We start from the raw sequence: 12238 nt of genomic DNA on the forward strand, positions 1-12238 counted from the left end.
GCCGTTGCTTGCTCCTTCGTCGCCTACGCAACGGCGGCTAACCGGCGACCCGGCCGCGAACCGGCCACTGCGTGGCCGACCCTCCCTAGGGGTCGGGGTGGTGGTTGGCTACCGTCAGGGCGTGTCGCAATCAGTTGAACCGCCTGCTGTTCCCTTTGTGTCGAAGGTGGTGGCTGGGTTGCGGCAGGGTGCGGCGTTTCTCGTGGTCGGGGCGATCGGGTTTCTCGTCGATGCGGGGACCTACAACCTGTTGGTGTTCTGGGGCGGGGGTTTCTCCTTCTCCGAAGGTGTGCTCTATCACTCGCCGCTGGTCGCCAAGATCGTCGCGATCGTGGTGGCGACGGTGGTCACCTACTTCGGGAACAAGTGGTGGACCTACTCGCACCGCAAGTCCGGCAGCCCTGTTCGGGAATATGTTCTGTACGCGATCGTCAATGTTGTAGCGATCCTCCTGCAACTCGGCTGCCTCGGCTTTTCCCGATATGTGCTCGACCTGTCGTCGCCGCTGGCGGACAACATTTCCGCCACGGTGATCGGGCAGACGATGGCGGTCGTATTCCGCTATTGGGCCTACAGCAAATTCGTTTTCACCGGCTCATCGGCAAGCGATGAGCAACACGCGCGGAGTGCGGCAACTCCTCACTGACAACGCGCGGGTGGCGTGTGATTGATATCCTCGCCCCGCCCGCCGCGACGCCCTTCTTTACGTGACTGCCTGCGCCGGCGCAGTCGATACCGAGAATTTCGAGGACTTCATGGAGCAGTCGGCTACCAAAGCCGTGACCGAATCGAACGATCGGCGCGAGGCCGCGCCCGCATCGTTGCGCGGTGAACATTCAGCGCCCGAGCGGCTCGTGCTGGCTCGAGGCATCTTCACCGGGCCCTCGGCACGGGTGAGCGACGACCTCTACGCCGTCGTCAAGGGGGGTGCCGCCGTCCGCGAACGGCATTCGCTGCACCTGCCCAAGGGCGCGACCGCGCACACCAACACCTACTTCGGCCGATTCGCCGCCAGCTACTGGCAGCGCTGGACCACCGTCACCGAGGTGTCGGTGGGTGCGCAGCTGGTGGTCGGCAACAAGGCGAACGTGCGGCTGGTCGCCTCCGATATCGCCGGGCACCGCCGGATCATCGCCTCGCTGGTGGCGACCAGCAGCGGGGTCGTCTCGCTGACGGCACCGCTGGATCAGTACGTCGACGGCGGCGCGTTGTGGCTCGAGTTCGACGCCGTCGGGGGCGAACTCGATATCACCGAACTCGCCTGGACCGCGCAGGCGCCCGAGAAGGTGCGCCCGGTCGCCATCGCGATCTGCACCTTCAACCGGGCCGAGGACTGCGCGCACACCGTCGCCGCGCTGGCCTCGGACGCGACCGTGCTGGCCGCGATCGACGCGGTGTACGTCGTCGACCAGGGCACCGACCTGGTCGAGGATCGCCCGCTGTTCCAGCAGGTCCGCCCTGATTTCGGCGACAAGCTGCGCTACATCCGCCAGCCCAACCTCGGCGGCGCGGGCGGCTTCACCCGTGGCCTCTACGAGGTGTCGGCGGCCAACGAGCACGCCGACGTCATCCTGATGGACGACGACATCCTCTGCGAGCCCGAGACCGTGCTGCGGCTGCAGGCCTTTGCCAACCTGACCGTCGAACCGACCCTGGTCGGCGCGCAGATGCTGTTCCTGCTCAACCCCGACTATCTCAATGTCGGTGCGGAGGAGGTGCACCTGCACGAGCTCAAGCACGGCCAGAAGGTGCCCAAGGCGCTGCGCAACACCTCCATGCTCAAGAAGAACCAGGAGCGCCGGGTCGACGCGGGCTACAACGCCTGGTGGACCTGCCTGATCCCGGCCGAGGTGGTCGCCAAGATCGGGCTGCCGGTCCCGATCTTCTTCCAGTGGGACGACGTGGAATACGGCATCCGGGCGCGCGAGCACGGTTTCGTCACCGTCACCCTGCCCAACGCCGCCGTCTGGCACGCCGACTTCTACTGGAAGGACTACGACGACTGGGCGCGGTACTTCTCCACCCGTAACTCGCTCATCGTCGGCGCCCTGCACACCGATCTCGACGGCAAGGCGATTACGCGCGAGTTCTTCCGCTACATCGCCGAGCACCTCGTCGGGATGCAGTACGGCTTGGTGCACACCACCTTGCAGGGCATCGAGGACTTCATGAAGGGCCCGAAGGCGTTGCGCGACGGCGGTATCGACGCGCTGGCCGCCGCCCGCAGCACCCGCAACGACTACCCCGAGACGATCAAGTACCCCGCGGCCACCCCGCCGGTGAACTCCGCCGACATCTCCGTGCGCCGGGCCAGCGGCGAACCGAGCCGCGTCACCCTGGTGCTGATCAAGCGCGCCATCACCCAGTGGACCGGCCGCACGCAGCCCGGCCTCATCGGGGTCACCCGTGAGGACGCGCACTGGTGGCATGTCGGCCTGTTCGACCACGTGGTCGTCACCGATGCCTCACAGTCCGGCGTGCGGGTGCGTCGCCGGGACAAGGCGCGTGCGCGCGCGCTGCTTGTTCGCGCCTACCGCACTCTGCGCAAGCTCCGTAAGGAACTCCCGGCGTTGCAGGCCGAATACCGCAGGGCCGTACCGGAACTCACGAGTCGGGAGAACTGGGCGCGGCTGTACGGCATCGACCCGAGCTGACCCATGACCCGTTTCGTCCGGGCCGCCTCCGCTGCTGACGCGGAGGCGGCCGCCGGGCTGCACGCCGAATTGCACGCGCATTTCGAGGTGCGCCGGCCGGCCGACATCATGCGCCGCACACGGCAGCTCACCCACAACGACTACTCCGACTGGCGACCGGCGCCACTGCTGATCGTCGAGGACGAAACACCCGTCGGTTTCGCGAGCTACGAGTTGTCCCGACCGAGCAAGTGGTCGGCGGGCGATCTGCGTATCGCGGAATTCCTGATCACCGAGTCGGCCCGCGGCACCGGCGCGGGCGCGGCCCTGCTCGCCGCCGTCCACGAGGTAGCGAGCGCCGCAGGAGTAGCGGTGAGCGAGCCGAACCAGGCCGACCCGGATGTGTTCACGACCGTGGAACGCTACATCGGCTCCCACGTCATCGACTTCGCCTACGAGCGGACCCGAGCCGGGCACTGGTCGTCGCTGCGTGCCGAGGCCGAGGAAAAAGGCTGGCCCGCACCACGACTCAACGACCTGTGGCACACCGAACTCCACGACGATCCCGAGCCCGGCCACCTCTATGCCGAGGGCGAGGTCCCGTTCATCCTGCTGCCCGACGGCCGGGTGGTCACCGCGCGATTCCGGACGATCCATGTCGAGGAATACCTCGGCCACGGCCCGGAGAACCGCTGGACGCTGGCCCTGTCCGGTCGGGAGTTGCGCACGATAGGCGGGCTGGAGATCGACCACAGCTGGTCACGAGCGGAGAACCGGCCCGCGCTCGTGGTGGCCATGGACGACGGCCGACTCATGGTGAACTACTCCTACTACGCTGGCAATCACTTCGGCTCCGACTCGGGCACCATCGACTACTTGATCGACTTGGCCGAGGGCACCGCATCGCAACGCGCCCACGTCACCTTCGAACAGGACTAGCGAGATCATCAGGCACTGACGCGGTTCGGCTCTCGGCCGTTGTTCGCGTGAGTGCCTGATGATCAACTGCTCCGGCTCAGCGGCGGCCACGTTCGCGGTAGTTCTTCCGCTGCTGTTTGCTGATGTCGCGCCATACTCGTTCGCGTTCGGCGGCCAGACGTTTGTCGGTGCGGGCGGCCATCCACTCGTTCTCCTTGGCCAGCTTGCGATAGCTGGTCAGCCTGCGTTCGGCGATGGTGCCGTCGGCGAGGGCGGACTGGACCGCGCACCCGGGTTCGGTCTCGTGGGCGCAGTCGGCGAAACGGCAATCGGCGGCGAGGGATTCGATGTCGCTGAAGGTCTTGCCGATGCCGTCGGCGGCGTCATAGAGGCCGATACCGCGCAGTCCCGGGGTATCGATGAGCGTCCCGCCGCCGGGGAGAGGCCGCAGTTCGCGATGCACGGTGGTGTGGCGGCCTTTACCGTCCACGGCACGAACCGCGTTGGTGGCGAACACTTCCGCGCCGAGCAGTGCGTTGGCGAGAGTGGACTTGCCCGCACCGGACGGCCCGATCAGGGCGACGGTGCCGCTGAGCACCGCGGTGAGCACATCGAGACCGACCGCGACAGCGGCACTCACCGCGACCACGGTGGCGCCGGGCGCTACCGCGCGCACTTCATCGAGCGGAAGATATTTCGCCGCATCAGCTTTGGTGAGCACGACGACCGGCTGGGCATTGCTCTCCCAGGCCAGCGCGAGCATCCGTTCGATCCGCCCCAGGTCGACATCACCGTCGGCGGCAGAACAGATCAGCACGGTATCCACATTGGTGGCCAGCACCTGGGCCACCGAGCGCCCGGACACCGACGACCGCATGATCGCCGAGCGTCGTGGGAGCAGTTGTCGCACAGTGCCCTCGGCATCGAGTCCCACCCAGTCACCGGTGCACAGTCCGGTGATGTCGCGCGGGCAGGCGGCTCGCGCAGGGCCGCGCGGGGTCACCACATCGCATTCGCTGCGGTCCATCCGCACGATGCGAGCGGGTGCGAGATCGCCGAGCAGCGGCAGATATTCAGAAGCTACGGCTTCGGTCCAGCCGTAAGGGACGAGCAGGTCGTAGTCGACCATCGTAAAGAATCCTTCGTCGGGTGCCGAACCCGAACGACGGGTTCAGCGAGTTGAGGTGATGTCCGGAGCAACCTGGGCAGGCGCACAATCGCGCCGCCCGGCCACGGCAATCCACACGTGTGTACTCACGGACATCCACCTCCTCTCCAACGTTCGAACACCACTGTGCCCGACCACGCCGACACCCGGCAACTCATTTTCCGTGCGCGGTCTCGCGCCGTCTTCACATGGGCGAACTCGCGCTGTCGCGCGGCCCGATGACGGCACGCCTGCTGTCCCGCAGGTAGGCGTTCGGGGCTTACGGCACGAAGACTTCGGTCGACTGGGGGATGTTGGGCTTGTCGGTGCGGACCGTGACCTGGACTCGACCGGGGCCGGTGTTCGCGATCACGTCCTGGACCGGGTAGGTGCTGGTGCTGGTGGCCGGGATGAAGCGGGTCACCGAGCCGGTGGCGCCGCTGTCCAGGTTCCGCCAGTCGACGACAACGTTCACATCGCATGCCAGCACGGTGGGCGCCCAGTTACCGAGTGGGGAGAAGCCCTGCGAGACGCGCAGGGCGATGCTGTGGGTGGCGCCGGGCGCCACGCTCGGGGAATTGAGCGGTCCGTCGAACGCCGTGCCCGCCACGTTCAGGATGCCGACGCAGACGCCGTTGCCCAGGGTCGCCACCGGCGCGGTCCTGACTTCGTTCATCACGCAGGAGCGCGGGCCGACATTGGACCAGCCGAGCTGGCACTGGTCGTCCGCCTGAGCGGTGCCGGGTGCGGCGAGACAGAGCGCGGCGCCGGCGAGCACGGTCGCCGCGGCGGATGCGAAACTCTTTGCGAAGGTCACGTTTCGCATAGTAAGACTGATCGGCCGATTGTTGCCACAGGGAACTACCCCCTAGTTTCGGGGGCTAGTCGGGTTTACCGAAGTGCTCGTTGCGGCCCAGTGACCGCAGCCGGAACCATTCCTTGAGCCCGGCCGGGTCGCGGCGGGTCACCAGGAAGAACCAGGAGAATCGGATCCACTCCTGCGGCAACAGCTTCCGCATACCGGGCTGCGACATCAGGTAGCCGCGATTGCGGTAGGTGAAGTAGCGCTTCACCGGATCGTCCGGGTACTGGGTGTGCATCCGCCCGCCCAGGATCGGCTTGAATTCCTCGGCGCCGTTGGGATGCAGGTAGGCGGTCTGCAAGCAGGTGCCGAACGGCAGCCCGGAGCGGACCAGGCGGCGATGCACCTCCACCTCGTCGCCACGCACGAACAGCCGCAGGTCGGGCACGCCGATCAGGTCGACGGCCTTCGCCGAGATCAGCGCGCCGTTGAACAGCGACGCGATGCCGGGCAGGAAGTCCTCGTCGCCGAGCTCCGAACGCAGCCGCCGCCACACCACGCCGCGGCGCAGCGGGAACGCGAGACGGTCCGGCTCGTCGATATCGCAGACCACCGGCGACACCTCGACCAGGTTGTGCCTGCGCGCGCAGTCGATCAGTGTCGCGAGCACTTCGGGCCCGTCGGGGCGGCCGTCGTCATCGGCCAGCCACACCCAATCCGCGCCCTGGGTGAGCGCGTGCAGCATGCCGAGCGCGAAACCGCCCGCGCCGCCGAGGTTGTGGCGTGAACCCAGGTAGGTGGCCTCGATCGGTTGCTGCGCGACCAGCTCGGCCACCGCGTCCTCGTTGGCGTTGTCGACGACGATCAGATGGTCGACCGGACGCGTCTGCGAGGCGAGCACTTTCAACGACTCGGCGAGCAGTTCGCGGCGCTTGTGCGTGACGACCACCGCTATGATCCGCGCGGTGGGGCCGGTCTCGGTCGTGATGTCGGCGGGTTCGGCGCCGGGGGGCAGTTCCGCGTCGTCGGGCAGCACGACCGCGGGCAGCGCGTCGTCGGGCAGCACGGCGTCGGGCAGCACGGCGGCAGGCTCGACGGGTGCCGGCGTCGCCTCGAGACGGTCGGTCATGCTGAACCCACCCGGCACGGCAGCCGGGGCAGCCTCGTCACGTTGACCGCTCATACCTGATTCTGCTCCAGCTTCTTCTCGCCCGCCGCGCCGAGTGCGCCCTCGGTTTCCAGATCACGCAACACCTGTGCCACGTGATTACCCGCCTCGGGCCCTTCATACGCTCGCACAACGTCCTCGATCCCGCCCTGTTCACGGATCTGACCGTGGTCGATCCACATCGCGGTATCGCAGAGCTGGGCGAGGAATTCGTTGGAGTGGCTGGCGAACACCAGGATGCCCGACCGTGCGACCAGCGACTGCAGCCGCGTGCGGGCCTTCTTCATGAACTCCGCGTCGACCGCGCCGATACCCTCGTCGAGCAGCAGGATCTCGGGGTCGATCGAGGTGACCACACCCATCGCCAGCCGCACCCGCATACCGGTGGAGTAGGTGCGCAGCGGCATCGACAGGTACTCACCGAGCTCGGTGAAGTCGGCGATCTCGTCGATCTTGGCCATCATCTGCTTGCGCGTCTGCCCGAGGAACAGGCCGCGGATGATGATGTTCTCGTAGCCGGAGATCTCCGGATCCATGCCGACGCCGAGGTCGAACACCGGGGCCACCCGACCGCGAATGCGCGCACTGCCGCGCGAGGGTTCGTAGATGCCAGAGAGCAGACGCAGCAGCGTCGACTTGCCCGCGCCGTTGTGGCCGACCAGACCGACCCGGTCGCCTTCCTTGAGGGAGAGGTTGATGTCGCGCAGCGCCTCGACCACCACCACGTCGGAGCTGTTGCGCCCGATCGCGCCGCCCGCCTTGCCGAGGAACGCCTTCTTCAGCGACCGGGACTTGGCGTCGAAGATCGGGAACTCGACCCACGCATCATGGGTTTCGATACTCACACGGCTCATCGAGAACTGCTCCTAAACCCAGTACGGGACGCGGGCACGGTACTGCTTGAGCGCCAGGATCGCGACGGCCCAGCCGACGACGGTGATCGCACCGACGATCGCCCAGTGATGCCACTGCGACGGCTCACCGAGCAGGGGAGCGCGCACGATCTCCAGGTAGTGATAGGTGGGGATGATCTCGAGGAGCTTGGCGCGGTCGCCCGCACCACCGACCGAGTTCTCCAGCGCCTTCGTCGACCACATCACCGGGGTCAGCACGAACAGCATCAGCGTCATCGAGCCGAGGATCGGGGCGATATCGCGGTAGCGGGTGGAGAAGATGCCGAAGACGATCGTCACCCACATCGCGTTGAGGAACAGCAGCAGGATCGCGGGGACCACCAGCAGGATCGACAGATCCAGATCACGCCAGATCGAGAACGCCACCACCAGCACCGCGTAGATCGCGGCGTTGTGGATGAAGAACAGGAACTGCCGCCAGACCAGGCGATACACGTGCACGCTCAGCGCCGAGGGCAACTGTTTGATCAGTCCCTCGTTGGCGATGAACACGTCGGAGCCCTCGAGAATCGAGGCACTGATGACGTTCCACACGATCAGGCCGACGGTCACATACGGCAGGTACTCACTGAGCGGCTGGCCCAGCAGCGTCGAATACAGCAGACCCATCGCCAGCGCCTGCAAACCGGTCGCGATGGTGATCCAGAACGGACCGAGCACCGACCGGCGGTAGCGCTGCTTGATGTCCTGCCAACCCAGCGACAGCCACAGCTCGCGCTGGTGTAGTCCGTCGCGCATGTCTTTGAACGCACGCCCGAAGGTCTGCGAATCCGACACCATCGGCGTCCTCACCAGCAGCGCGGCGTCGGTGGTGTGCTCGGCAGCGGCGGCTTCGGTCACCTCTGCGTCGGTGGGGGTGTCTTCGGAATGCACGGGGCTCTCTTCGGTACGCGCGTCACTGCGATCGGAGACCGAATCAGGACGGGCGGCAGCGGCGGGCACGGTCCCCGACCTTACAGTGTTGTTTTCCGGCTGGCGCCGGGTGTCGCGGCCCTGGGGGGCCTCGATCTTCCCTCCCTCCGGGTACTCCTTCGTCGCACCCTCCGCTCAGTCCAGATCGAGGCGGGCCGCGAACAAGAGACTCGGGGGGTTTACAGGTACTGACCGCCGCCCACATGGCCGCCTGCCTTGGCGTCCGCCGCGTGCATTCCGGGCGGAAGCGCACCCTGGCGCATCTGCTCCAGCTGAGCGCGGGCGGCCATCTGCTGGGCGAACAGCGCGGTCTGGATGCCGTGGAACAGGCCCTCCAGCCAGCCGACGAGCTGGGCCTGGGCGATGCGCAGTTCCGCGTCCGAGGGCACCGAGTCGTCGGTGAACGGGAGGGTGAGGCGTTCGAGTTCCTCGCGCAGCTCCGGGGCGAGGCCCTGTTCGAGCTCACGGACCGAGGACTTGTGGATCTCCTTGAGGCGCGAGCGGCTGGCGTCGTCCAGCGGTGCGGCGCGAACCTCCTCGAGGAGCTGCTTGATCATCGTGCCGATGCGCATCACCTTGGCGGGCTGCTCGACCATGTCCGTCAGCGACTCCGCCGACTCGCTCGCGGTCTTCTCGTCGTCCGGCACGACCTGCGCGGTGAACGCGGACCCGCTGTCGGCGTCGGCGGGCACGGTCAGTGGACGGCCGTCGGGACCGATCACGACGATGGATTCGGGGACATCCTCCGAGTGCGTCATATCCCCATCATTGCGTGTGCGCCGGGTTCGCGCTAAAACCCCCACGCGGTTACCCCGGGAGGCCCCCTGCCCTTAAAGTGGCCACCATGACTTATGACGTCGCGAGGGTTCGGGGCCTGATACCGTCCCTGGGCGACGGCTGGATCCATCTGGACCCGCAGGCGGGGATGCTGGTTCCCGATTCGGTATCTCGTGCCGTCTCAACGGGTTTCCGCACCTCTTCGTTTTCCCATATCGGCCGCCACGGTGCGGCATCGCGCAGCGGCGCGATCCTCGACGCCGCACGGGAAGCTGTCGCCGATCTGGTCGGTGGAGATCCGGCCGGCGTCGTCCTCGGTCCCGATCGCGCGGTACTGCTGGCCTGGCTGGCCGAATCGCTGAGCTCACGCCTCGGTCTCGGCACCGGCATCGTGCTCTCCCGTTTGGACGACGAGGCCAATGTGGCCCCGTGGCTGCGCATCGCCAACCGCTACGGCGCGCACGTGCGCTGGGCCGAGGTGGAGATCGAGACCTGTGAGATGCCGTCGTGGCAGTTCGAGGAGCTGATCGGGCCGACCGCGCGCTTGGTGGCGCTCACCGCCGCGTCACCGATCGTCGGGTCGGCGCCCGGTGTCCGGGTGGCCGCCGATCGGGTCCACGATGTGGGCGGACTGCTGGTGGCCGACGCGTTCGGCGCGGCGCCGTACGCGCTGATCGACATCGACGAACTCAATGCCGACGTCGTCGCGCTGAGCGCGCCGTCATGGGGTGGACCGCAGGTGGGCGCACTGGTTTTCCGCGACCCGGCGTTCCTCGACCGCATCCCCTCGATGTCGCTCAACCCCTATGCCAAGGGCGCTGAACGCCTCGAGGTGGGCGGGCATCAGTACGCGCTGCTGGCCGGGCTCACCGAGTCGATCGACTTCCTCGCCGGGCTCGACGAGCGCGCCTCCGGCACCCGCCGCGAACGCCTCGAGATGTCGATCACCTCGCTGCAGGACTATCACGACCAGCTCTTCGATCACCTCATGCAGGTGCTGGAGAAGGTCGACAACCTCACCGTGATCGGCCGGGCCTCCACCCGCATCCCGACGGTCAGTTTCACGATGGCCGGGATGCAGGCGGAGAAGGTGGCGGCCAAGCTGGCCGATGCCAGGATCGGGACGGTCAGCGGTGTGCACGGCGGTAGCCGACTACTCGACGCGCTGGGTGTGAACGATGAGGGCGGTGCGGTGACGATCGGGCTCGCGCCCTATACGACCCGCTACGAGATCGACCAGCTCGGCCGTGCCCTCAGCGCCCTCGAATAGCGTGCGCTAGTCGCGAACCCGCAGGATCACCTTGCCGAAGGTCTGCGAATCGTCGAGCAGTTCGTGCGCGTGGGCGGCCTCGGTGATCGGCAGCTCGGTGGAGATCACCGGCACGATCTCGCCGGCGGCCACCTGTGGCCACAGGTGTGCGCGGACCGCCGCGATGACCTCGGCCTTGCTCCCCGGCCCCGATCGTGGACGGCCGCGCACGTTGGTCGCCGCGACGGTGCCCCACTTACGCAGCAGTGCGGCGATATTCAGCGTTCCGCTGACGCCCCCTTGCATCCCGATCACCACCAGCTGCCCATAGGGTGCGAGCGCCTCCACGTTCCGTTCCAGGTACTTCGCACCCATGTTGTCGAGAATCACGTCGGCCCCACCCTGATCCGCGACCGCTGCGACGAAGTCGCCGGTCCGGTAGTTGATCAAGATCTCCGCTCCCAGCTCGGCGCACTTGGTCAGCTTCGCGTCCGACCCGGCCGTCACCGCGACCCGCGCTCCGAGCCCGCGCGCCACCTGGATCGCGTGCGTCCCGATCCCGCCACCGCCGCCGTGGATCAACACCAGCTGCCCCGATCGCAGCCCCGCCGTCATCACCAGGTTCGACCACACGGTCGCCGCCACCTCCGGCAACCCCGCGGCCGCGACAGCGTCCATCCCCTCCGGAATCGGCAGCAGCTGCGTCGCGGGCACCGCCACGAACTGGGCGTACCCACCTCCGGCGAGCAACGCGCACACCCGATCCCCGACCTGCCAGTCCGTCACCCCCGCCCCCAACCGCGCGATCGTCCCCGAACACTCCAACCCGAGGATCGAACTCGCATCCGCGGGCGGCGGATAGAACCCCTTCCGCTGCATCACATCGGCCCGATTGACCCCCGCAGCAACAACTTCCACCAACACTTCACCGGGCCCCGGCTCCGGATCGACCGTCACGGTCCACTCCATGACCTCCGGCCCACCGAACCCGTTCAGCTCAATCGCGTACATGACACCAATCCTCTCCCCACACCCTGCCGGGTAGCCAGAACCCCGCGCCCATGTCGCGGACGATTCTCGCCGGCGCGAGACAACCCGGCCCAGCTCCGCCCAGACTTGCGGAAGGCCGGATCAGGTCGGCTACCATCCTTCCCAGGGAGACGTGGCAGAGCGGCCGAATGCACTCGCCTTGAAAGCGAGCATGGGTAACACCATCGGGGGTTCAAATCCCTCCGTCTCCGCCAAGGCCCGCAGGTCAGGATCGGTCGAGGAGCTTCGGTCCTGGCACGGGTCCACCCGTTCGGAAGGTTTCGATTTCTTCGGCTCGGGTGCTCACCCATTCCAGCAGGCCGTGGAGCTTGTCGGCTGCCTCGTGGCCTATCGGTGTCAGGGCGTAGGAAACCTGTGGGGGCACAGTGGGTTCGACGGTGCGCTCGACCAGGCCGTAGTCGGTGAAGGTGCGCAGGTTCTGCGACAGCATCTTCTCGCTGATGCTGCCGATTCGGTCTCGCAGGACGTGGTATCGCATCGAGCCGTCGAGTAGCGCGGCCAGGATCAGCACGCCCCAGCGGCTGGTGACTTTGCCGAGGATGGCGTGGGCCGGACACTCTTTGTCGAATACGTCACGTTGACCGAGTGCGGGTCGGTCGCTATCCGGGACTCCTACCGCCATGTCATGAGCTTACCTATCGGTATGCCCTTTCCAATCGTAAGTCGCC

Annotated in this window: 12 protein-coding genes and 1 tRNA gene; 5 read left to right on the forward strand and 8 right to left on the reverse strand. The window is 67.1% G+C overall.

Annotation, left to right across the window (positions count from 1 at the left end; genetic code table 11):
* The 3 genes from ACFULV_RS25340 to ACFULV_RS25350 form a co-directional block, all read left to right on the forward strand.
* Positions 1–646, forward strand: a 646-nt coding sequence (locus ACFULV_RS25340) for a GtrA family protein (RefSeq protein ID WP_378660802.1), incomplete at its 5' end; no start/stop codon positions are given.
* Positions 647–755: 109 nt separating this feature from the next.
* Positions 756–2654, forward strand: coding sequence for a glycosyltransferase (locus ACFULV_RS25345; protein ID WP_378660983.1), 1899 nt, complete (start codon positions 756–758; stop codon positions 2652–2654).
* A gap of 3 nt (positions 2655–2657) precedes the next feature.
* On the forward strand, positions 2658–3572 hold the full coding sequence (locus ACFULV_RS25350; protein WP_378660805.1) for a GNAT family N-acetyltransferase: 915 nt from the start codon (positions 2658–2660) through the stop codon (positions 3570–3572).
* A gap of 76 nt (positions 3573–3648) precedes the next feature.
* On the opposite strand, the gene rsgA is transcribed toward ACFULV_RS25350, so the two are convergent.
* The 6 genes from rsgA to ACFULV_RS25380 all read right to left on the reverse strand — a co-directional run bounded on the left by rsgA (position 3649) and on the right by ACFULV_RS25380 (position 9252).
* Positions 3649–4680, reverse strand: a complete 1032-nt coding sequence (rsgA, locus tag ACFULV_RS25355) for a ribosome small subunit-dependent GTPase A (RefSeq protein ID WP_378660808.1) — start codon at positions 4678–4680, stop codon at positions 3649–3651.
* Between the two features lie 298 nt (positions 4681–4978).
* Entirely contained in the window at positions 4979–5515 is a 537-nt protein-coding gene (locus tag ACFULV_RS25360; protein ID WP_378660810.1) for a hypothetical protein, read from the reverse strand.
* A 64-nt stretch (positions 5516–5579) separates the two neighbouring features.
* A complete protein-coding gene (locus ACFULV_RS25365; RefSeq protein ID WP_378660811.1) occupies positions 5580–6683 on the reverse strand; it encodes a glycosyltransferase in 1104 nt (367 codons plus the stop codon).
* Positions 6680–7522 (reverse strand): ABC transporter ATP-binding protein, encoded by an 843-nt coding sequence (locus ACFULV_RS25370; RefSeq protein ID WP_378638478.1) that lies wholly within the window; start codon positions 7520–7522, stop codon positions 6680–6682. The genes ACFULV_RS25365 and ACFULV_RS25370 overlap by 4 nt, the downstream gene beginning before the upstream one ends.
* 12 nt (positions 7523–7534) lie before the next feature.
* A complete protein-coding gene (locus tag ACFULV_RS25375; protein ID WP_378660986.1) occupies positions 7535–8362 on the reverse strand; it encodes an ABC transporter permease in 828 nt (275 codons plus the stop codon).
* Positions 8363–8673: 311 nt separating this feature from the next.
* Entirely contained in the window at positions 8674–9252 is a 579-nt protein-coding gene (locus ACFULV_RS25380; RefSeq protein WP_378660814.1) for a bacterial proteasome activator family protein, read from the reverse strand.
* 86 nt (positions 9253–9338) lie between these two features.
* Here ACFULV_RS25380 and ACFULV_RS25385 point away from each other — a divergent pair, with 86 nt between their 5' ends.
* Entirely contained in the window at positions 9339–10541 is a 1203-nt protein-coding gene (locus tag ACFULV_RS25385) for a cysteine desulfurase-like protein (protein WP_378660816.1), read from the forward strand.
* Positions 10542–10547: 6 nt separating this feature from the next.
* On the opposite strand, the gene ACFULV_RS25390 is transcribed toward ACFULV_RS25385, so the two are convergent.
* On the reverse strand, positions 10548–11531 hold the full coding sequence (locus ACFULV_RS25390; RefSeq protein WP_378660819.1) for an NAD(P)H-quinone oxidoreductase: 984 nt from the start codon (positions 11529–11531) through the stop codon (positions 10548–10550).
* A gap of 145 nt (positions 11532–11676) precedes the next feature.
* On the opposite strand from ACFULV_RS25390, the gene ACFULV_RS25395 reads away from it, so the two are divergent.
* Positions 11677–11764: transfer RNA gene (locus ACFULV_RS25395), tRNA-Ser, on the forward strand.
* An 11-nt stretch (positions 11765–11775) separates the two neighbouring features.
* Here the strand turns inward: ACFULV_RS25395 and ACFULV_RS25400 are convergent.
* Positions 11776–12192, reverse strand: a complete 417-nt coding sequence (locus ACFULV_RS25400) for a winged helix-turn-helix transcriptional regulator (RefSeq protein ID WP_378660822.1) — start codon at positions 12190–12192, stop codon at positions 11776–11778.
* Positions 12193–12238 lie beyond the last annotated feature (46 nt).

Source organism: Nocardia sp. NPDC057272 (assembly GCF_042668615.1).
Taxonomy (GTDB): Bacteria; Actinomycetota; Actinomycetes; order Mycobacteriales; family Mycobacteriaceae; genus Nocardia.

What these genes read in the sequence shown, in the direction of transcription:
- ACFULV_RS25345 (WP_378660983.1), top strand. Translation starts at nt 756, where the DNA reads ATGGAGCAGTCGGCTACCAAAGCCGTGACCGAATCGAACGATCGGCGC.
- ACFULV_RS25350 (WP_378660805.1), top strand. Translation starts at nt 2,658, where the DNA reads ATGACCCGTTTCGTCCGGGCCGCCTCCGCTGCTGACGCGGAGGCGGCC.
- rsgA (WP_378660808.1), bottom strand. Translation starts at nt 4,680, where the DNA reads ATGGTCGACTACGACCTGCTCGTCCCTTACGGCTGGACCGAAGCCGTA.
- ACFULV_RS25365 (WP_378660811.1), bottom strand. Translation starts at nt 6,683, where the DNA reads ATGAGCGGTCAACGTGACGAGGCTGCCCCGGCTGCCGTGCCGGGTGGG.
- ACFULV_RS25370 (WP_378638478.1), bottom strand. Translation starts at nt 7,522, where the DNA reads ATGAGCCGTGTGAGTATCGAAACCCATGATGCGTGGGTCGAGTTCCCG.
- ACFULV_RS25375 (WP_378660986.1), bottom strand. Translation starts at nt 8,362, where the DNA reads ATGGTGTCGGATTCGCAGACCTTCGGGCGTGCGTTCAAAGACATGCGC.
- ACFULV_RS25380 (WP_378660814.1), bottom strand. Translation starts at nt 9,252, where the DNA reads ATGACGCACTCGGAGGATGTCCCCGAATCCATCGTCGTGATCGGTCCC.
- ACFULV_RS25385 (WP_378660816.1), top strand. Translation starts at nt 9,339, where the DNA reads ATGACTTATGACGTCGCGAGGGTTCGGGGCCTGATACCGTCCCTGGGC.
- ACFULV_RS25390 (WP_378660819.1), bottom strand. Translation starts at nt 11,531, where the DNA reads ATGTACGCGATTGAGCTGAACGGGTTCGGTGGGCCGGAGGTCATGGAG.
- ACFULV_RS25400 (WP_378660822.1), bottom strand. Translation starts at nt 12,192, where the DNA reads ATGGCGGTAGGAGTCCCGGATAGCGACCGACCCGCACTCGGTCAACGT.